Source organism: Actinotalea alkalitolerans (assembly GCF_023369855.1).
Classification (GTDB): Bacteria; Actinomycetota; Actinomycetes; order Actinomycetales; family Cellulomonadaceae; genus Actinotalea.
In genome coordinates this window covers 254,784-272,851 of the sequence record NZ_JAMBPP010000003.1, presented here as the reverse complement: position 1 = coordinate 272,851, position 18,068 = coordinate 254,784, and the positions used below count along the sequence as shown (strand labels likewise).

Annotated in this window: 15 protein-coding genes and 1 tRNA gene; 4 read left to right on the top strand and 12 right to left on the bottom strand. The window is 72.7% G+C overall.

Annotated elements, in window-relative coordinates:
• Window positions 1-3: 3 nt before the first annotated feature.
• Complete coding sequence (locus M1R94_RS04780; protein ID WP_249380517.1) at window positions 4-1,296, bottom strand: GNAT family N-acetyltransferase; 1,293 nt, start codon at window positions 1,294-1,296, stop codon at window positions 4-6.
• 90 nt (window positions 1,297-1,386) lie between these two features.
• Between M1R94_RS04780 and M1R94_RS04775 the strand changes: the two genes are divergently transcribed.
• Both M1R94_RS04775 and M1R94_RS04770 read left to right on the top strand, forming a co-directional pair.
• Complete coding sequence (locus M1R94_RS04775) at window positions 1,387-2,493, top strand: PP2C family protein-serine/threonine phosphatase (protein WP_249380516.1); 1,107 nt, start codon at window positions 1,387-1,389, stop codon at window positions 2,491-2,493.
• 2 nt (window positions 2,494-2,495) lie between these two features.
• Complete coding sequence (locus M1R94_RS04770) at window positions 2,496-2,810, top strand: MGMT family protein (RefSeq protein WP_249380515.1); 315 nt, start codon at window positions 2,496-2,498, stop codon at window positions 2,808-2,810.
• Window positions 2,811-2,840: 30 nt separating this feature from the next.
• On the opposite strand, the gene M1R94_RS04765 is transcribed toward M1R94_RS04770, so the two are convergent.
• From M1R94_RS04765 to cysK, 9 genes are all read right to left on the bottom strand, one after another.
• The gene (locus tag M1R94_RS04765) at window positions 2,841-3,398 is read right to left on the bottom strand and encodes a CoA-binding protein (RefSeq protein WP_249380514.1); all 558 of its coding nucleotides are present in this window, start codon (window positions 3,396-3,398) and stop codon (window positions 2,841-2,843) included.
• Window positions 3,395-4,759 carry an O-acetylhomoserine aminocarboxypropyltransferase/cysteine synthase family protein gene (locus M1R94_RS04760; RefSeq protein ID WP_249380513.1) on the bottom strand — a complete coding sequence of 455 codons (1,365 nt, stop codon included), beginning with the start codon at window positions 4,757-4,759 and terminating at the stop codon, window positions 3,395-3,397. Before M1R94_RS04760 ends, M1R94_RS04765 begins: the two co-directional genes overlap by 4 nt.
• Window positions 4,756-6,825, bottom strand: a complete 2,070-nt coding sequence (acs, locus tag M1R94_RS04755) for an acetate--CoA ligase (RefSeq protein WP_249380512.1) — start codon at window positions 6,823-6,825, stop codon at window positions 4,756-4,758. The genes M1R94_RS04760 and acs overlap by 4 nt, the downstream gene beginning before the upstream one ends.
• Window positions 6,819-7,736, bottom strand: a complete 918-nt coding sequence (locus M1R94_RS04750; RefSeq protein ID WP_249380511.1) for an ABC transporter permease — start codon at window positions 7,734-7,736, stop codon at window positions 6,819-6,821. Before M1R94_RS04750 ends, acs begins: the two co-directional genes overlap by 7 nt.
• 64 nt (window positions 7,737-7,800) lie before the next feature.
• Window positions 7,801-8,856 (bottom strand): aliphatic sulfonate ABC transporter substrate-binding protein, encoded by a 1,056-nt coding sequence (locus M1R94_RS04745; RefSeq protein ID WP_249380510.1) that lies wholly within the window; start codon window positions 8,854-8,856, stop codon window positions 7,801-7,803.
• A 110-nt stretch (window positions 8,857-8,966) separates the two neighbouring features.
• The gene (locus M1R94_RS04740) at window positions 8,967-9,806 is read right to left on the bottom strand and encodes an ABC transporter ATP-binding protein (protein ID WP_249380509.1); all 840 of its coding nucleotides are present in this window, start codon (window positions 9,804-9,806) and stop codon (window positions 8,967-8,969) included.
• A 366-nt stretch (window positions 9,807-10,172) separates the two neighbouring features.
• Window positions 10,173-11,351: a benzoate/H(+) symporter BenE family transporter gene (locus M1R94_RS04735; protein ID WP_249380508.1), complete on the bottom strand. Its 1,179-nt coding sequence runs from the start codon at window positions 11,349-11,351 to the stop codon at window positions 10,173-10,175.
• 92 nt (window positions 11,352-11,443) lie between these two features.
• Complete coding sequence (gene epsC, locus M1R94_RS04730; RefSeq protein WP_249380507.1) at window positions 11,444-12,028, bottom strand: serine O-acetyltransferase EpsC; 585 nt, start codon at window positions 12,026-12,028, stop codon at window positions 11,444-11,446.
• A 5-nt stretch (window positions 12,029-12,033) separates the two neighbouring features.
• On the bottom strand, window positions 12,034-12,969 hold the full coding sequence (gene cysK / locus M1R94_RS04725) for a cysteine synthase A (RefSeq protein ID WP_249380506.1): 936 nt from the start codon (window positions 12,967-12,969) through the stop codon (window positions 12,034-12,036).
• A gap of 413 nt (window positions 12,970-13,382) precedes the next feature.
• Here cysK and M1R94_RS04720 point away from each other — a divergent pair, with 413 nt between their 5' ends.
• Window positions 13,383-14,771: an MBL fold metallo-hydrolase RNA specificity domain-containing protein gene (locus tag M1R94_RS04720; protein ID WP_249380505.1), complete on the top strand. Its 1,389-nt coding sequence runs from the start codon at window positions 13,383-13,385 to the stop codon at window positions 14,769-14,771.
• 82 nt (window positions 14,772-14,853) lie between these two features.
• Here M1R94_RS04720 and M1R94_RS04715 read toward each other — a convergent pair.
• Window positions 14,854-14,927: transfer RNA gene (locus M1R94_RS04715), tRNA-Gly, on the bottom strand.
• A 329-nt stretch (window positions 14,928-15,256) separates the two neighbouring features.
• Here M1R94_RS04715 and mgtE point away from each other — a divergent pair.
• Window positions 15,257-16,579, top strand: coding sequence for a magnesium transporter (mgtE, locus tag M1R94_RS04710; protein WP_249380504.1), 1,323 nt, complete (start codon window positions 15,257-15,259; stop codon window positions 16,577-16,579).
• 67 nt (window positions 16,580-16,646) lie between these two features.
• Here mgtE and M1R94_RS04705 read toward each other — a convergent pair whose 3' ends face one another.
• Window positions 16,647-18,041, bottom strand: a complete 1,395-nt coding sequence (locus tag M1R94_RS04705; protein WP_283252881.1) for a UDP-glucose dehydrogenase family protein — start codon at window positions 18,039-18,041, stop codon at window positions 16,647-16,649.
• Between the last annotated feature and the right edge of the window lie 27 nt (window positions 18,042-18,068).

Here is an 18,068-nt window from a genome sequence, read left to right as displayed (position 1 = left end):
GTCTCAGAACACCCAGCTGCACACCGGGGCGACCGGCCAGGAGAAGGCCGTCGAGGTGCGCAGCACCGCGCCGGGCGTCCGCTCGGAGACCAGGCCTGCGACCGCGAGCGCACCCAGGGTGGTGCCGCCGAGGTAGGCCGCTGCGAGCTCACGGATGTCGAGAGCGAGGTCGGGGGTGACCGAGCCGTCCTCGACGCGGGTGACCTGCGCCGCCGCGCCGCCGGTCCCGGGGTCCGGGGCGCTGAGCCGCCATCGTCCGGCGTTGGCCGGCACAGCGCTGTCGGTGACGTCCAGCACCACGTCGACCGAGCTCGCGTAGCGGCGGCCGACGAGCGCTTGGGGAAGGTCCAGGATCCGCAGCCACAGGTTGTCCTGCAGCCGTGGAGAGCAGGCGCGCGGGTCGACCAGCAGCGTGTGCAGCGGGTCGTCGACGGCGAGCGCGGGCGTCTCGACCGTGGCCATGAGGTCCAGGTCGAGCAGTACCGACCACATCCGGTGCGCCGCGGCGGCGTCCTTCGCCACGAGCTCGCGGATGATGACCGTGCCCCGCGGTGCGCCGCTGCCCCAGTCCTCCTTGCGTCGGAAGAGGGCGTATCCCCGCGGTCGCCGCCCGTCCAGGACGGTGAGCACCCGCAGCGCCTCGCCGCCCTTGCGCCACGCGGGCAGGTCCATCAGGTGCTGGGCACGCAGGCCGTCGGTGCCGCGGGTGATCCACCCGGGCCGGTGCCGACCCGCCTCGGCGTGCAGCTCGGCGATCGGCCCCCCGTGGCGCTCCGGGTCGAGCCGTTCGATGCGGACGGTCAGGGACGTGCTGCCGGGCACGTCACGGAGTGCCGCACCGCGCGGCACCGTCATGCGCAGGCCCTGAGCAGCCGTGCCGTATCCGAACCGTCCGTAGATGGCCGGCTCGGCCGCGAAGAGCGCCGAGACGACCTCGCCCCGCTGCACCGAGCGGTCGAGGTGCTCGCGGATCATCGCGGAGAGCAGCCCGCGACGGCGGTGCTCGGGATGGACGCCCACCCAGGTCAGGCCCGCGGTGGGGACCGCGCCGCCGGGGACGGGCAGGGCGAAGGTGTACGAGGAGCGCATTGCCGCGAGGCTGCCGTCGGGCGCCTCCACGCCACGGGTCCGGTGCCACTCGAGCTGTTGGGTGAGCTGGGCGGCGTGCTCGGGCGGTGGCTCGGCGGCGAAGGCCCAGGCGTCGAGGTCGACCACCTCGGGCTGCCTGGACTCGGGGAGGTCGACCGCGGTGTAGCCGTCGGGCAGGGCCGGGGTGGGACGAGGAGTGCTGGTCATCGGGCCATCATGTCGGTCGGGGCGCGGACCGGCCACGCGTTTTGGGCGGTTCGGGCTCCGACGCGCAGATCGGGTCGGTAGCCTTCGCCAGTGACAGGTTCCCAGGGCGGTGCGGTGTCGCTGCTGGATGCCGCCCCGCGTCGTCGTCGGCGACGCGCGCGCCCCCGTCGCCCCCCTGCGATCCGGCAGACGACCGCGGGGATCGCCCTGTCGGGTCTCGCGCTGCTCGCCGGTGTGGGTATCGCCCTGCACCGGGACTGGGTGCCGGCCTCGGTGCTGCTGCTGATCGTGCTGCTCGGTGTCTTCGTGCTGCGCCTGCGCGCCATGGTGGTGCTCTGCCTGATCGTCATCGGGCTGTTCACGACCCTCATGCTCTCGGGGGTCTCGCAGTTCAACGTCGGGACCCTCACGGTGCACCTGCTGGGTATCGGTGCGGGACTGGCCTTCGTCCGCAGCCGGGACCGGCTGGGTCTTCAGGGGGCCACCAGCGACCTGATGCTGGTCGACCTGCGCGACCGGCTGGTCGCGCACGGCCGGATCCCTGCCCTGCCCACCCGGTGGCGGGTCGACAGCGTGGTGCGCTCGGCGTACGGCGAGGCGTTCTCGGGTGACTTCGTGGTCGCCTCACGCAGCCGCAACGGGTTGCTCCTGGAGATCGTGCTGGTCGACGTGTCGGGCAAGGGGCAGGAGGCGGGGGTGCGCTCGTTGCTGCTCTCGGGCGCCTTCGGAGGGCTGCTCGGTGCGATGCCGCGCGAGGCCTTCCTGCCTGCGGCGAACAGCTACCTCCTGGGGCAGGACTGGCCCGAGGGCTTCGCGACCGCCGTGCACCTGGCCGTCCGGCTGGACACCGGTGAGTTCTGGGTCTCCACCGCGGGCCACCCCCCGGCGATCCAGCTGCACGCGGGTTCGGGTCGCATCGAGCTGATCGACACCTCGGGAGGCCCTGCGCTCGGGGTGGTCCTGGCTCCGGTCTTCTCGGTGCACTCGGGGGTCATGCAGAGCGGCGACACGCTGATGCTCTACACCGACGGTCTGGTCGAGGCGCCGGGGGCCGACGTCGAGCTCGGGATCGACCGGCTGATGGGCGAGGCCGAGCGGGTCGTCGCAACCCGGACGGGGGGCGCGGAGGCGGTCCTCGCCGGGGTGCGTGCCGGTGACAGCGACGACCGCGCCCTCATCCTCGTGCACCACGACTGATCATGGACGAGGACTACCTCGAGGCGGTGCTGGACCTCGTGGACAGCATCCCTGCGGGCCGGGCGACGACCTACGGCACCATCGCTGAGCACGTGGGTGAGCTGCTGGGCCGTGGGGGCCCGCGCCAGGTGGGTCAGGTGCTCGCCCGCGCCGGCTCGGGCGTGCCCTGGTGGAGGGTGGTCAACGCCTCGGGGGAGCCACCGGCCGCGCACCGTGAGCGGGCGACCGCCCTGCTGCGCGCCGAGGGCTGCCCGTTGACCGACGGCGTGCCACCCAGGGTCGTGCTGCGTGCGGCGCTGTGGTGGCCACCGGACTGACCCCTCGGCCAGGGGCCCGTCCCGTCCGGGTCAGCCCAGCGCTCGGCGCGAGCTGATCACCCCGGTGTCGAAGCCTGCGAGGTGCAGACCGCCGTGGAATCGTGCGTGCTCGATCTTCACGCAGCGGTCCATGACGACGTCGAGCCCCGCGGCCTCAGCCCGGCGGGCGACCTCCTCGTGCCACGAGCCGAGCTGCAGCCACAGAGCCCTGGCGCCGACCGCGAGGGTCTCGTCGAGCACGGTCGGCAGGTCGTCGTGACGGCGGAAGACGTCGACCAGGTCGGGGACCACGGGCAGCGCCTCGAGGGAGGGGTAGACCGGTCGCCCGAGGATCTGCGTGGCCCGCGGGTTGACGAAGTAGACGTCGTAGGGCGAGGAGGAGAGCAGGTAGGTCGCCACGAAGTAGCTCGCCCGCGAGGCGTTGGCCGAGGCACCGACGATCGCGATCGATCGTGTCCGGCGCAGCAGGTCGAGGCGTTCGGGGGCGCTCGGGCCGACCCAGATGCGGCGTTCGCGAGCGGTGTCGGTGGGGGCGGGCACCGCGCAGGCGGCACCTGCGGTGACCGGGTCGAGGGCGTCGGAGCTCATGCCGTCACCTCCGAGTCGGCAGTGCGCGGTGCGGCCGGGGCGGCCGCGGATCCGGGTGGCGGGCCAGCTGCCGCCGTCAGTGCTTGGTCCAGGTCCCACAGGATGTCCTCGACGTCCTCCAGTCCCACGCTGATGCGCACCAGGTCCTCGGCGACACCACCGGCCGCGAGCTGCTCCGCGGAGAGCTGCTGGTGGGTCGTGGACGCCGGGTGCAGCACGAGCGTGCGGGAGTCGCCCACGTTGGCCAGGTGGCTCGCGAGCTGGACCGACTCGATGAACCGCCGACCGACCTCGCGCCCGCTGCGGTCGTCGGTGGCGTTCAGCCCGAAGGCGAACACGGCCCCCGGTCCCTGCGGCAGGTACCTGATCGCCCGCTCGTGGTGCGGGTGGGAGGGCAGGCCGGCCCAGTTGACGTAGCCGACGCGGGGGTCGTCCTCGAGCCACTGCGCCACGACGCGGGCGTTGGCCAGGTGCGCGTCCATCCTCTGCGGGAGCGTCTCGACGCCCTGGAGCAGCTGGAAGGCGGACTGCGCGGGAAGGGCAGGGCCGATGTCGCGGAGCTGCTCGGAGCGCAGCTTGGTCAGGAAGCCGTACTCGCCGAAGTTCTCCCACCAGCTGACCCCGCCGTAGGACGCGACGGGCTCGGTCATCTGGGGGAAGCGGCCGTTGCCCCAGTCGAAGCGGCCGCTCTCGACCACGACCCCACCCAGGGTGGTGCCGTGCCCACCCAGGAACTTCGTCGCCGAGTGGATCACGATGTCGGCCCCGTGCTCGATGGGCCGCACCAGGTAGGGGGTGGCCAGCGTGGCGTCGACGACCAGCGGGACGCCGGCGGCGTGGGCCACCTCGGCCAGCCCGGCGAGGTCGGTGATCTCTCCCGAGGGGTTGGCGATCACCTCGGCGTAGACCACCTTGGTCTCGGGCCGGATCGCCGCCGCGTAGTCGGCCGGGTCGGTGCCCGCCACGAACGTGGTCTGCACACCGAAGCGGCGCAGGGTCACGTCGAGCTGGGTGACGGTCCCTCCGTACAGCGAGGCCGCGGCGACGACGTGGTCACCCGCCCCGACCAGTGCGGCAAAGGTGATGAACTCCGCCGACATGCCCGAGGCGGTCGCGACCGCACCGATCCCACCCTCGAGCGAGGCGATGCGTTCTTCGAGGGCAGCGACCGTGGGGTTGCCGATCCGCGAGTAGATGTTGCCGTACTTCTGCAGGGCGAAGAGGTTCGCGGCGTCGGCCGTGTCGGTGAAGACGAAGCTCGTGGTCTGGTAGATCGGCACGGCGCGCGCGCCGGTGGTGGCGTCGGGGACGCCCCCGGCGTGCAGGGCGCGGGTGCGGAAACCCCACTGGCGGTCGGTCACGGCGTGGTCTCCTTCTGACGGGCGGCCAGGACGGCCTTGATCCGGTGCAACGCCGTAACGTCCTGAAGTGATGTCACGTCGCCCAGATCTCTTTCGGCGACGAGGTCGGCCAGCAACCGGCGCATGATCTTCCCCGAGCGTGTCTTGGGCAGGTCGGGGACGACCACGACCTCCCGCGGCTTGGCGATCGGGCCGATCTCGCGGGCGACGTGGGCGCGCAGGGTCTCGCCGATCTCACGGGCGTGGGCGACCCACGCCTCGACGTCGTCGGCGTGCTCGGGGGCGCGGGCGGGGATCACGAACGCCGCGATCGCCTGCCCGGTCGTCGGGTCGTCGATGCCGGTGACCCCCGCCTCACCGACCAGCGGGTGGGAGACCAGGGCCGACTCGATCTCGATGGTCGAGAGCCGGTGACCTGAGACGTTGATGACGTCGTCGACCCGGCCCAGGAGCCAGATGTCGCCGTCGACGTCGAACCGTGCGCCGTCACCGGCGAAGAAGTACCCCTGCTCGGCGTACCGGGACCAGTAGGCGTCGCGGTAGCGCTCGGGGTCGTTCCAGATGGTGCGGGCCATCGCGGGCCAGGTGCGGTCGACCACCAGGAAGCCACCGCCGCCGAACGGCACCTGCCCGCCGGCCTCGTCGACCACCTTGACCGAGATGCCGGGCAGGGCGCGGGTCGCTGATCCGGGCTTGAGGGTGGTGACACCAGGAAGCGGAGCGATCATCGTGGCGCCGGTCTCGGACTGCCACCAGGTGTCCACGATCGGGGCGCGACCGCCGCCGACCTGCTCGTGGAACCACACCCAGGCCTCGGGGTTGATCGACTCGCCGACGGTGCCGAGCAGCCGCAGCGTCGACAGGTCGTGGGTCGCGGGCAGCCCGTCCGGGAACCAGGTCATGAAGGTCCGGATCAGGGTCGGGGCCGTGTAGTACGTGGTGACGCCGTACCGCTCGATGATCTCGAAGTGACGCCCTGGGTGCGGGGTGCTCGGCGTGCCCTCGTAGATCACCTGGGTGATCCCGTTGGAGAGCGGCCCGTAGATCTCGTAGGTGTGCGCGGTGACCCAGGCGAGGTCCGCGGTGCACCAGTGGACGTCGTCCTCGCGTGCGTCGAAGTGCGCCCAGTGCGTCCACGACGCCTGGGTGAGGTAGCCCCCGCTGGTGTGCACCAACCCCTTGGGCTTCCCGGTCGTCCCCGAGGTGTAGATGATGAACAGGGGGGTCTCGGCGTCGAAGGCCTGCGCCTCGTGGTGGTCCTCGGCGGTGTCGACGACCTCGTGCCACCACACGTCACGCCCGGGGGTCCACGGCACGTCCGGGGTGGCCTCGCCGGTACGACGGACCACGAGCACGTGCTCGACGTGGTCCAGGCCGGCGACGGCCTCGTCCGCGGCGTCCTTGGTCGCCACGGCGCGGCCGCGCCGGTGCTGCCCGTCGGAGGTGACCAGCAGCTTGGCGCCGGTGTCCTGGACCCGGAAGCGGACCGCCTCGGCCGAGAAGCCGCCGAAGACCAGCGAGTGGATGGCTCCGATGCGGGCGATCGCCAGGGTGATGATGACGGTCTCGGGCAGCACGGGGAGGTAGACCACCACCCGGTCGCCCTTCTCGACGCCCAGGTCGGTGAGCGCGTTGGCGGCTCGCGAGACCTCGCGTTGGAGCTCGGCGTAGGTGTAGGAGCGGCGGTCGCCGGGCTCACCCTCGAAGTGCAGCGCGACCTTGTCTCCCCGGCCTGCCGTGACGTGCCGGTCCACGCAGTTGACGGCGACGTTGAGCCTGCCGCCCGCGAACCACTGCGCGACGGGCACAGTGAGCCGTTCGGGGTCCTCGGGGTCGGGCACGCTGGGCGACCAGGTGTGGGCGGTGTGCCACGGCTCGGCCCACTCGAGCCGCTCGGCGGCACGCTCCCAGAACGCGACGTGGTCGGCGTCGGCCTCGGCGTGCAGGCGCGCGTGGTCGGCCGGGCCGACGTTCCACGTGCCGCCGGCGGCGGGCGGGAAGACCCTGTCGTCGGTCTGCAGGGTGCTGATCGCCGTGCTGCGCGGCGTCGCGGTGGTGCCTACCACCGGCGGGCCAGCCGCTTCTCCGCGACGCCGATCAGGGCGTCTGTGCTCTTGCCGAGCACCGCAAGCAGGACGATCGCGAGCAGGATGCGGTCGACCCGGCCGTTGTTCTGCGAGTCGGTCAGCAGGAACCCCAGTCCCTTGGAGGCTCCGAGCAGCTCGGCCGCGACCAGGAACAGCCAGGCCTGGGCCAGGGCGAGGCGCAGACCCGAGACCACAGCGGGGGTGGCTGCTGGCAGCTGGACGCGTCCGAGGAGGGCCGCGCCCCGCAGGCCGTACGCGCGCCCGGCCTCGACCAGGTGCGGGTCGACGTGCCGCAGGGCCGAGGCGACGGTCGTGTAGACCGGGAAGAAGGCCCCGATGGCGATCAGCGTGATCTTGGACTCCTCGCCGTACTGCAGCCAGATGATCAGCAGCGGGATCCAGGCGAGCGACGGGACGGCACGGAGCCCGCTGAACGTCGTGGTCAGCAGGACGTCACCGAGCCGGGACAGGCCGACGACCGCTCCGAGGACCAGACCGAGGACGGCACCGATGGCGAAGCCGATGAGGACACGCTGGGTGGAGATGTGGATGTAGGGCAGGAGGTCGCCGCGCTCGAGCAGGTCGGCCGCCGCGAGCACGACGCTCTGCGGCGAGGGCAACCGGTAAGGGGGTATCAGGCCGGACGTGGTCGTCACGTGCCACACGAGGAGCACCAGCAACGGCACGACGGTGCCGAGCGCACCACGCACCCAACCGTGGTCCAGCAGGGCCCCACGCCGTCGGACGTCGGGCGCCAGTGGGTCCGACGTTCCGGTCGACTCCCGGGCGGACGGGTCGTCCGCCCGGGAGTCGACGTGGTTCAGGGACCGCAGGGGATTGCCGTCCTTGTCGACGACGGGTCCGGTCCCGATGGTCCCTGGGATCGTCATGGTCGGCTCCTCGTGTCCCTGCTGGTGCGGTCCGGTGCTGGTCATGCTGGTCGTGCGGTGCCGGTCAGTCGGTGATGTTGGCCGGGTCGGCTGCCGTGGCGAAGCTGTCCTCGAAGAGGCTCTCCAGGGCCTGGTCGATCGCGTCCTGTGACTGGACGTCGCCGGACTCCACGAAGATCGGTCCGACGACCTCGAGGACCTCACGCTGGGCGTCGCCCGGGACGACGTCCAGGTCGATCACGGTGCGCTCGAGGATGACCTTCTCGGCGATGGCCAGCTCGATGCCTGCGACGTCGGCGAGGATCGCAGCCGTCTCCTCGGGGTTCTCCAGCGCCCAGGCACGAGCCTTCTCGTAGGCGTCGAGGACCAGCTGCGCGAGGTCCGGGGAGCGCTCGATGAAGCTCTCGGTGGCGTTGAGGAACCCGTAGGTGTTGAAGCCGATGTTGCGGTAGATGAGCTCCGACCCGGCGTTCACCTCGCTGTCGGCCATGATCGGGTCGAGGCCGGACCAGGCGTCGACGGAGCCGTTCTCCAGGGCCACGCGACCGTCGGCGTGCTGCAGGTTCTGCACCTCCACGTCGGCGAGCTCGACCCCGTGCTCCTCGAGGCTCTGCAGCAGGAAGAAGTAGGGGTCGGTGCCCTTGGTCGCCGCGACGGACCGGCCGGCGAGGTCCTCGACCGAGGTGATGTCCGATCCTTCCGGCACCACGATGGCTGCCCACTCGGGCTGGGTGTAGATCCCGATGGTCTGGATCGGCGACCCGTTCGCCTTGGCCAGCAGCGCGGCCGAGCCGGCCGTCGAGCCCACGTCGACCGCGCCCGCGCGCAGCGCCTCGTTCGCCTTGTTCGAGCCGGCCGACTGGATCCAGGTGACGGTGACGTCCTCGCCCAGGGTCTCCTCGAGCCAGCCCTGGTCCTTGATGATCAGGCTCAGCGGGTTGTAGGTCGCGAAGTCGATGTTGAGCGTGTCGCTGCTCCAGCCCTCCTCGGTGGTGGTGGCGCCGGGAGCCGGAGCGGGGTCGCCGTCGACGGGCGAGCCCTCGCCGGCCGCGCAGCCGCTGAGCATCAGGGCGGCGGCTGCGGTGGCCGCGGTGACGGACAGTGCGGTGCGGATCCTCATCGGGGTACCTCTCGTGCGGGGTGGAGCGGTGAGCCGGTCGGCCGGTCGGCCGGTCGGGGTGGAGCGGTCGTGCTGCTCAGCGGTGCTGAGAGGTTCAGGGGCCGAGCGGCTCAGGCGTGCTGAGCGGACTGGTGGTGACTGGGGACACCCAGGCCGTCGAGCAACCGGGCCCTCAGGTGCGCGAGACCGGCGTCGCCGCGGTCCCGCGGGCGGGCTCCCGGGACGGTCAGCACGGTGCGCACCGTGGCGGGCTCGTAGGGACCGGAGCCCTCGGGGCGGCCGAGCAGGACCACACGGTCGGCGAGGTACAGGGCCTCGTCGACATCGTGCGTGACGAGCAGGACGGTCGCGGGCTCGGCGGCGTGGACCTCGAGCAGGAGGTCCTGCATCTTGAGCCGGGTCAGCGCGTCGAGGGCGCCGAACGGCTCGTCCAGGACGAGCACACCGGGGTTGCGGGCCAGTGCACGGGCGAGCGAGGTGCGCTGGGCCATCCCGCCCGAGATCTGGCGGGGCCGGTACTGAGTGCACTGGCCAAGTCCCACGAGCTCGAGCAGCTCGTGCACCCGGCGGTCGCCTGCGGAGCGGTCGGTCCCACGCGGAAGGCCGAGGGCCACGTTCTGGGCCAGGGTGCGCCACGGCAGCAGCCGCGGCTCCTGGAAGGCGACCGCACACCGCGGGTCGACCCCGGCCACCGGGGCGTCGTCGATCACGATCGTGCCCTCGCTCGGCGCGTCCAGCCCGCTGACCTGGCGCAGCAGGGTCGACTTGCCGCAGCCTGAGGCGCCGATGAGGGCGACGATCTCGCCGGCCCCGATCTCCAGGTCCACCCCGGTGAGCACGCGGTGGGCGTGGCCACCGCGGGAGCGGGGGGCGAAGGTGCGGCCGACCCCACGCACCGAGACCGGGTGGGCCGGGTGCGAGCGGACGGCGGTGGGCGTGGTGATCGCCATGGGAGGTCCTCGGGGCAGGCGCGACCGGTCGTGTCGCGGCGGCACCAGGGACGGGGCACGCCGGACGCCGGGCACGGGGCGTGCGGGCGGGGGCTGGGAGATCTCCGCTGGCTACCTAGGTCCGTGATCGGACCGGGACGACCTCTGCTCGGGGGAGCGTGCCGTCAGGCGCCAGCGCGTGGCATGCAGCCACGCGGGGAGGGCATCATCGGCAGCGCCATCGTCTCGTCGGTTCGACGGTTCATGGCGCAGCCTCCCTCCTGGTGGGCGTCTCTCTATCTGAGACGCGCGATGTCAGTCCGTGGGACCTGGTCGGAGATTAGCCCGATCCCGGGCGGCAGCGCAAGAAACTCGGACCTGACCGGTTCATATGTCGAGACGGGGCCGTCGGAGCAATCTCGTGAGCGCCAGCAGGACCACGCCGGCCACGAGGCCCCAGAACGCCGAGCCCACCCCCCACGGCCGGACGCCGGAGACCGTGACCAGGAAGGTCGCCGCAGCCGCGACGGCGTGCGGCGCGACCGAGAAGGCGCTGCGCAGCGACGCCGCGAGGGTCGCGACGAGAGCCAGGCCCGCGGCCGCCTCGATGAGACCCCCCGGTGCCGCGAGGGCGACGGCCGCCACACCGGCCGAGCCGAGTCCCACCGCGACGTAGCCGACGCCCGCCGTGGTCGCGGCCCGCCACCGCTCGCCACGGTCCGCACCTGCCTCGGGCCCCGCGGCCAGCGCCGCGCTGATCGCGGCGAGGTTCAGGGCGTGCCCCCCGAACGGCGCCACCAGCATCGTGCCCACCCCTGTGGTCAGCAGCACCCGGCGCCACGGGGCGACGTAGCCGAAGCCGGCCAGCACCGCCACCCCCGGAAGGTTCTGCGATGCCATCGTCACCACGAACAGGGGCACCGCGAGCGACACCACCGACGCCACCCCGAGGGTCGGGGCGGTCCACTCGAGCGTGGGGAGCCAGGTCGCGGCCGGCAGGGCTCTCACGTCCGCCGAGGTGAAGGCCAGGCCCGTCGCGACGACCAGCCCCGCGGGGGCGGCCCAGCGCGGGGCCAGGCGCAGCAGCACCACCCACAGCCCGATCACCGGCGCGACCAGCCACCCGGTGGTCTCCAGCGCCCGCACCGGCGCCAGGCACAGGTCCAGGAGCACCCCGGCCAGCATCGCGCTCGCGATCGTCGCCGGGATGTGCGCCGTCAGCGCAGCGAGGCGTCCCCACAGGCCCACGACCGCGAGCAGCACCCCGCACACCGCGAAGGCGCCGACCGCCGCGGGCCATCCGCCGTCGACCGCACCCGTGGTGGCCAGAAGAGCGGCACCCGGGGTGGACCACGCGATCGTGATCGGGAGGCGGGTGCGCACCGAGAGCAGGATCGTGGCCAGGCCCATGCCGACCGTCACCGCGAGCAGGCCCGATGCGGCCTGCGCGGGGCTCGCCCCCACGGCGCGCAGCCCGGCCAGCACCACGGCGAAGGCGCTCAGGAAGCCCACAGCGGTCGTGACCAGCCCGGCGAGGAGGATGTGGCTGGACGCGGGGGACGGCACGTCCGGGACTGTAGCGACGGTGCGTCGCCCACCGAGATCCTGCTCGATCCACGGGACCGGGCCGGGGGCGACGACCTCAGATGTCGAGCACCTCAGATGTAGATCGCGGGGTCCTCGACGTGGTCGGCGTCGAGCGAGGGCTCGGGTCGCGCGCGCACCACCGCGGGGATCCCCACCGCCACCGCACCGGCCGGGACGTCCTTGACGACCACGGCGTTGGCGCCGATCTGCGCCCCGTCCCCGACCCAGACCGGTCCGAGGATCTTGGCCCCCGCGCCGACCACGACGTGGTCGCCCAGGGTCGGGTGACGCTTGCCGCGGCGCATGGCCTTGCCGCCCAGCGTCGCACCGTGGAACAGGACGACGTCGTCCCCGACGACGGCCGTCTCGCCGATCACCACACCCATGCCGTGGTCGATGAACAGCCGGCGACCGAGCTGCGCACCGGGGTGGATCTCCACCCCGGTGGCAGCCCGGGACGCCTGCGAGAAGAGCCGGGCCAGCAGTCGCAGCCCGGGCTCGCGCCACATCCGGTGCGCCACCCGGTAGGCCCACACGGCGTGCACGCCGGGGTACCCCAGGGCGACCTCGACCATGCTGCGAGCGGCGGGGTCCCGCCGCCGGGCAGCATCGAGGTCCTCACGCAGGATCGTGAGGAAGCGCCAGATGCGTCGCACGCCGCTCAGTCCAGCAGGTCGGCGTAGAGGATCGAGGTCAGGTAGCGCTCGCCGAACGAGGGGATGATGACCACGATCAGCTTGCCCGCGTTCTCGGGGCGCTTGGCGACCTCGACGGCGGCGTGGACGGCCGCGCCCGACGACAGCCCGACGAGCAGCCCCTCCCGGGCAGCGGTGTCGCGCGCGACGCGCACCGAGGTCTCGGCGTCGACGTCGATGACCTCGTCGTAGACCGAGGTGTCCAGGATCTCCGGCACGAAGTTCGCGCCGATCCCCTGGATCTTGTGCGGCCCCGGGGCCCCGCCGTTGAGGATCGGCGACTCGGCCGGCTCGACCGCGATGATCTGCACACCGGGCTTGCGCTCCTTGAGCACCTGGCCGACACCGGTGATCGTCCCACCCGTGCCGATGCCCGCCACCACGATGTCGACCTGGCCGTCGGTGTCGGCCCAGATCTCCTCGGCGGTCGTGGCCCGGTGGATCGCCGGGTTGGCCTCGTTGGCGAACTGGCGGGCCAGGACGGCACCCGGGCGTGACGCGGCGATCTCGTTCGCACGGTTGACCGCGCCCTTCATGCCCTCCGAGCCAGGGGTCAGGACGAGCTCGGCGCCGAAGGCGCGCAGCAGTGCGCGCCGCTCCTTGGACATCGTCTCGGGCATCGTGAGCACCACGTCGTAGCCCCGTGCCGCCCCGACCATCGCCAGGGCGATGCCCGTGTTGCCGCTCGTGGCCTCGACGATCGTGCCGCCCGGGGGGAGCTCGCCGGACGCCTCCGCGGCGTCGACGATCGCGACCCCGATACGGTCCTTGACCGAGCTGGCCGGGTTGTAGAACTCGAGCTTGGCCACGACGGTCGCGTGCGCCCCCTCGGTCACCCGGTTCAGACGGACGAGCGGGGTGTTGCCGATCAGCTTCGTCACGTCGTCGTAGATGCGGGTCATGTCAGTCCTCGTCTCACGGGGCCGCGGGCGCGGCCGTGCTGGCGTTCGGGTCAGGGGTTCCACGGGGTGAACGGTCCGCGGGTGCCGGGCATTCCGCACGGCGGGTCGTGCAGGGCTGGGGCGAGGAGCGCTGACGGCGTCGGCCGGCCGCCCGACGGGCAGCGGTCGCGCAGGTGCCAGCGCTCTAGCGACAGGGACAGCAGCACGGGGCGGCGCAGCGCGCGCCGAGGGCACCCGCCAGGACGAGCGGCCGAGCCGACGGCATCGCAGGTCCTTCCGGTCGTAGCGCTGGGGTGCTGCGGCGACGGTATCGGTCGGTGCGGGTGCCCGGCAATCGCCGAGGGGTGCGCGAGCACCCGGAGGATACCGAGGTGGCTCTGGTCGGGAGCCCGGTCGAGCGGGAGGCTGGTCCCATGGACCACGACCACCCCACGACGCTCGAGTTCCTGGGTGCCACCGGCACCGTGACCGGGAGCAGGTACCTCGTGGAGCACGCGGGCCGACGTGTCCTGGTCGACTGCGGCTTGTACCAGGGCGAGCGCGGGTGGCGTCGACGCAACTGGGAGCCCTTCCCGGTGAGCCCTGCCAGCATCGACGACGTCGTCCTGACGCACTGCCACCTCGACCACTGCGGGTACCTGCCGGCGCTGGTCCGCGACGGCTTCACCGGACCGGTGTGGATGACCGAGGGCACCGCGGTGCTCACCGAGATCGTCCTGCGTGACAGCGCCCACCTCAACGAGCGTGACGCCGAGCTCGCCCGCGCCGGCGGGTGGTCCCGGCACGACCCGCCGCTGCCGCTCTACACCTCCGCCGACGTGGAACGGAGCATCACGCACTTCCGTCAGGTCGCGTTCGGCCCGCCGGTCGACCTGGGGGGAGGGGTCCAGGTCGCTCTCCACCGCGCAGCGCACGTGCTCGGCTCCGCCAGCGTCCTGGTCGACGCGGGCGGTGAACGGGTGCTCTTCTCCGGTGACCTCGGCCGCGCGACGCACCCCGTCCTGCGCCCACGGTCTGCGCCGCCCGCGGCGCGGACCGTGGTGATCGAGTCCACCTACGGGGACCGTCGCCATCCTGCCCCGCCCGGTCGACCGCACGCGGCGCTCGCGGACGCCGTCCGCCGCACGATCGCCCGCGGAGGGTCGGTCCTGGTACCGGCGTTCGCCGTGGACCGGACCGAGCTCGTGCTCGAGGCCCTCTCGCGCCTGATCCGCGACGGGGAGATCCCTCTGGTCCCGGTCTACGTCGACAGCCCCATGGCCCTGGCCGCCCTCGCGGCCTACCGGCGCCCGAGCCTGCGCGAGGAGATCCGTCCGGAGGTCCCGCCCGACCTCGCGGACATCCCGACCCTGCGAGCGGCACGGACCCCCGAGGAGTCGATGGCGCTGAACCGACCGCGCGTGCCGTGCATCATCATCTCGTCCGCCGGGATGGCGACCGGCGGCCGGGTCGTCCATCATCTGCGGCACCTGCTCCCGGACCGGGACAGCACCGTGGTCCTGACCGGGTACCAGGCGGTCGGGACCCGGGGCCGTGCCCTGCGCGACGGGGCGACCGAGGTGAAGATCCACGGCCGGTACGTGCCGGTGCGCGCGGAGATCGTCTCGGACGAGGAGTTCTCGGTGCACGCCGACGCCGACGGTCTGGTCGCGTGGCTCGCCGACATGCCCGAGCCGCCCGAGACGGTGTACGTCACCCATGGCGAGCAGGACGCCTCGCTCGCCCTGGCGACCCGGATCCGACGCGAGCTCGACGTCACCGCCGTCGTGCCGCGGCTGGGAGAGCGGGTCCGCCTCGGCTGAGCCTGGCCATGGAGGTTCGCATGCCGACCGGGGGAGCGAGGGTTCGCACCGGTCGGTGGGTCGGTGGGTCGGCGGGTCGGGGTGGAGCGGGTGACGAGAATCGAACTCGCGTAGCCAGTTTGGAAGACTGGGGCTCTACCATTGAGCTACACCCGCATCGCCGTGAAGTCCGGCGGTGGGAGACTACCAAAGCCCGCGGAGATGCTCTGCACCGGCGCACGCGTCGACCAGGGGAGGTGAGGGACATGAGTCCCGAGCACAGTCCCCGTCCCCGGCCCGCGCACGCCAGCCCACGCCCTGAGCACTGACGCCCTCGGCCCGGCCCGGCGAGACCTGCTGAGGCGCCCGACGGCGCCCGGAGCGCTCCCACGGTCGACCGCCCACCCGCGTGGGTCGGCAGCGCGCCCGAGCGAGCAGCAAGCACTGCGCGCGCCCTGACGCGGCGTCGCGCGAATCGCAGTGCCCGCCACGAACCGGAGGTACCCATGAACGACCTGACCGAGCTCGCCCGGGCCGGCCGCCTCGCAGACGTCCGCTCAGGCCTCGAGGAGCTGGGGGTGCGCGGGGTCGTCGACGAGCTGCGCCGTTGCGACGCGGTGACCCGCGCGGTGGCCTTCCGCTCCCTGTCCAAGGGCTTCGCCCTGGAGGTCTTCGAGGACCTCGAGCCCGCGGTGCAGAGGGAGCTGCTCGACGGGTTGCGCGAGGAGGCGACCGCCGAGCTCGTCGCGGGTCTGGATCCCGACGACCGTGCCGTCCTGCTGGACGAGCTGCCGGCCAAGGTCGCCACGCGCCTGCTCTCGGGGCTCAGCCCCCAGGAGCGGGAGATGACCACGGTCCTGCTGGGATGGCCCGTCGACTCGGTCGGGCGCAGGATGACGCCGGAGGTCGTGGCCGTACCCGTCACCCTCACCGTGGGTCAGGCCCTGCAGCACGTCACCGAGCGGGCCGAGGAGGCCGAGACGATCTACACGTTGCCGGTGGTCGACGCCGGCCGCACGGTGGTGGGAGTGGTCTCGTTGCGCAGGCTGCTGGTGAGCGACGCCGCGACCCCCCTGACCGAGGTCATGTCCGAGCCGATCGTGGTCGAGGCCGGGACCGATCAGGAGGAGGCCGCGGTGAAGGTCCGTGACCACGGCCTGGTCGCCATCCCCGTGGTGGACGCCGAGCAGCGGCTCCTCGGTCTGTTCACCGTGGACGACGCGATGCGTGTGCTGGTCCGCGAGGAGAGCGAGGACCTGGCCCGGACAGGGGCCTCCGAGCCGCTGCAGCGGCCCTATCTCACCACCAGCATCCTCGGGCTGGTGCGGAGCCGGATCGCCTGGCTCCTGGTGCTCCTGGTCGCGGCCGCGCTCACGGTCACCGTCCTGGGGTACTTCGAGGCGACCCTCGAGCAGGTGGTGGTGCTCGCGCTGTTCGTCCCGTTGCTGATCGGCACGGGCGGCAACGCCGGGGCGCAGGCCGCGACCACGGTCGTGCGGGCGATGGCCCTGGGTGACGTGCGGTTCGCCGACCTGCCTCGGGTCGTGGGACGCGAGGTGGTGACCGGTGCCAGCCTCGGGGCGACCCTCGCGCTGGTGGGCTTCGTCCCGGCGACCGTCATCGCCGGGCCTCAGATCGCCGCCGTGCTGACCCTGACCATGGTGGTCGTCTGCACCTTGGCGACCGCAGCAGGATCACTGACGCCGATGCTCGCCCGGCGGCTCGGCGTGGACCCTGCGGTGGTCAGCGCCCCGTTCATCACGACCTTCGTGGACACCACGGGGCTGATCGTGTACTTCCTGATCGCCGGAGCCGTCCTGGGCCTGTGAGCGGTGCTCGTAGGCCCAGGACGGCTCGGGTGCGTACGGGATCCGGGGCGCCGTCGACCCGGACCGGTCAGGCGGCGGGCCGGCCGAGCCCGCGGAACTCCCACCCGGCGGCGCGCCAGGTCGTGGGGTCCAGCTTGCCGCGCGCGTCGATGACGCGGGCGGTCGGGGTCAGGGCGGCCAGGGCCGCCGGGTCGCTGTCCACGAGCTGCGGCCACTCGGTGAGCAGCAGCACCACGTCGCTGCCCTGCACGGCCTCCTCCACCGAGGCGGCGTAGCCCAGGGTGGGGAAGGTGCGGCGGGCGGTGTCCGAGGCCTGCGGGTCGTAGACCGTCACCTGGGCCCCCCGTAGGTGCAGCGCAGCCGCCACGTTGAGCGCGGGGGAGTCGCGGACGTCGTCCGTGTCGGGCTTGAACGCGGCCCCCAGCACACCGATGCGCCGGTTGAGGACCGAGCCGCCGCAGGCCTCGGTGGCCAGGGCGATGACCCGCTCGCGCTGCCCCATGTTGATCTCGTCGACCTGCTGCAGGAGTCGTGCTGCCGGGTGGGCGCCGAGCTCACTCGCGCGGTGCATGAGGGCCCGGATGTCCTTGGGCAGGCAGCCCCCACCGAAGCCGAGACCCGCGTTGAGGAACTGACGGCCGATGCGGACGTCGTGACCCAGGGCGTCCGCCAGCACGGTGACGTCGGCACCGGCGGCCTCGCAGACACCCGCGATCGCGTTGATGAACGAGATCTTGGTGGCCAGGAACGCGTTGGCGCTGACCTTGACGAGCTCGGCCGTCGGCAGGTCGCAGGTCACCACGGGGGTGCCCTCGCTGATCGGGGTCGCGTAGACGGTGCGCAGCAGCGCCTCGGCGTGCGCGCTCGCCCCGCCGATGACGATGCGGTCGGGGTGCAGGGTGTCGTCGACGGCCTTGCCCTCGCGGAGGAACTCCGGGTTCCAGACGAGCTCGGCCTTCAGCCCCTCGGGCAGGTGCGAGGGGATGAGGGTCCGCAGGTTCGCGGCGGTCCCGACCGGGACCGTCGACTTGCCGACGATGAGCGCGTCGCGGGTCGCGTTCTGCAGGATCGCGGTGAACGCGGCCTCGACGTAGCTGAGGTTCGCGGCGTGGCTGGTGGACTGCTGCGGGGTGCCCACGCACACGAAGTGCACGTCGGCGTCGGCGACCGCCTCGCGGACGTCAGAGGTGAAACGGAGGCGACCGGACTCGACCTGCTCGGTGAGGAGGGTGTCGAGCCCTGGCTCGTAGAAGGGCACCTTGCCCAGGCTGAGCGCGTCGACCTTGTTCTGGTCGGTGTCGTAGCCGATCACGTCGAAGCCGAGTGCGGCCATCGCGGCGGCGTGGGTGGCCCCGAGGTAGCCGGTGCCGATGACGCTGATCCGGGGTGCGTCGGTCGGCGTGGAGCCGCCGGTCGCCGGGGGAGCGGGTGTGGAGCGGGTGCGGGTACGGGACGTGGACATGTCATGCCTCCAGGGCAGGTGCAGGTT

Coding starts and splice junctions, on each gene's coding strand:
- M1R94_RS04780 (WP_249380517.1), bottom strand. CDS start 1,296: ATGACCAGCACTCCTCGTCCCACCCCGGCCCTGCCCGACGGCTACACC.
- M1R94_RS04770 (WP_249380515.1), top strand. CDS start 2,496: ATGGACGAGGACTACCTCGAGGCGGTGCTGGACCTCGTGGACAGCATC.
- M1R94_RS04765 (WP_249380514.1), bottom strand. CDS start 3,398: ATGAGCTCCGACGCCCTCGACCCGGTCACCGCAGGTGCCGCCTGCGCG.
- M1R94_RS04750 (WP_249380511.1), bottom strand. CDS start 7,736: ATGACGATCCCAGGGACCATCGGGACCGGACCCGTCGTCGACAAGGAC.
- M1R94_RS04745 (WP_249380510.1), bottom strand. CDS start 8,856: ATGAGGATCCGCACCGCACTGTCCGTCACCGCGGCCACCGCAGCCGCC.
- M1R94_RS04740 (WP_249380509.1), bottom strand. CDS start 9,806: ATGGCGATCACCACGCCCACCGCCGTCCGCTCGCACCCGGCCCACCCG.
- cysK (WP_249380506.1), bottom strand. CDS start 12,969: ATGACCCGCATCTACGACGACGTGACGAAGCTGATCGGCAACACCCCG.
- M1R94_RS04720 (WP_249380505.1), top strand. CDS start 13,383: ATGGACCACGACCACCCCACGACGCTCGAGTTCCTGGGTGCCACCGGC.
- mgtE (WP_249380504.1), top strand. CDS start 15,257: ATGAACGACCTGACCGAGCTCGCCCGGGCCGGCCGCCTCGCAGACGTC.
- M1R94_RS04705 (WP_283252881.1), bottom strand. CDS start 18,041: ATGTCCACGTCCCGTACCCGCACCCGCTCCACACCCGCTCCCCCGGCG.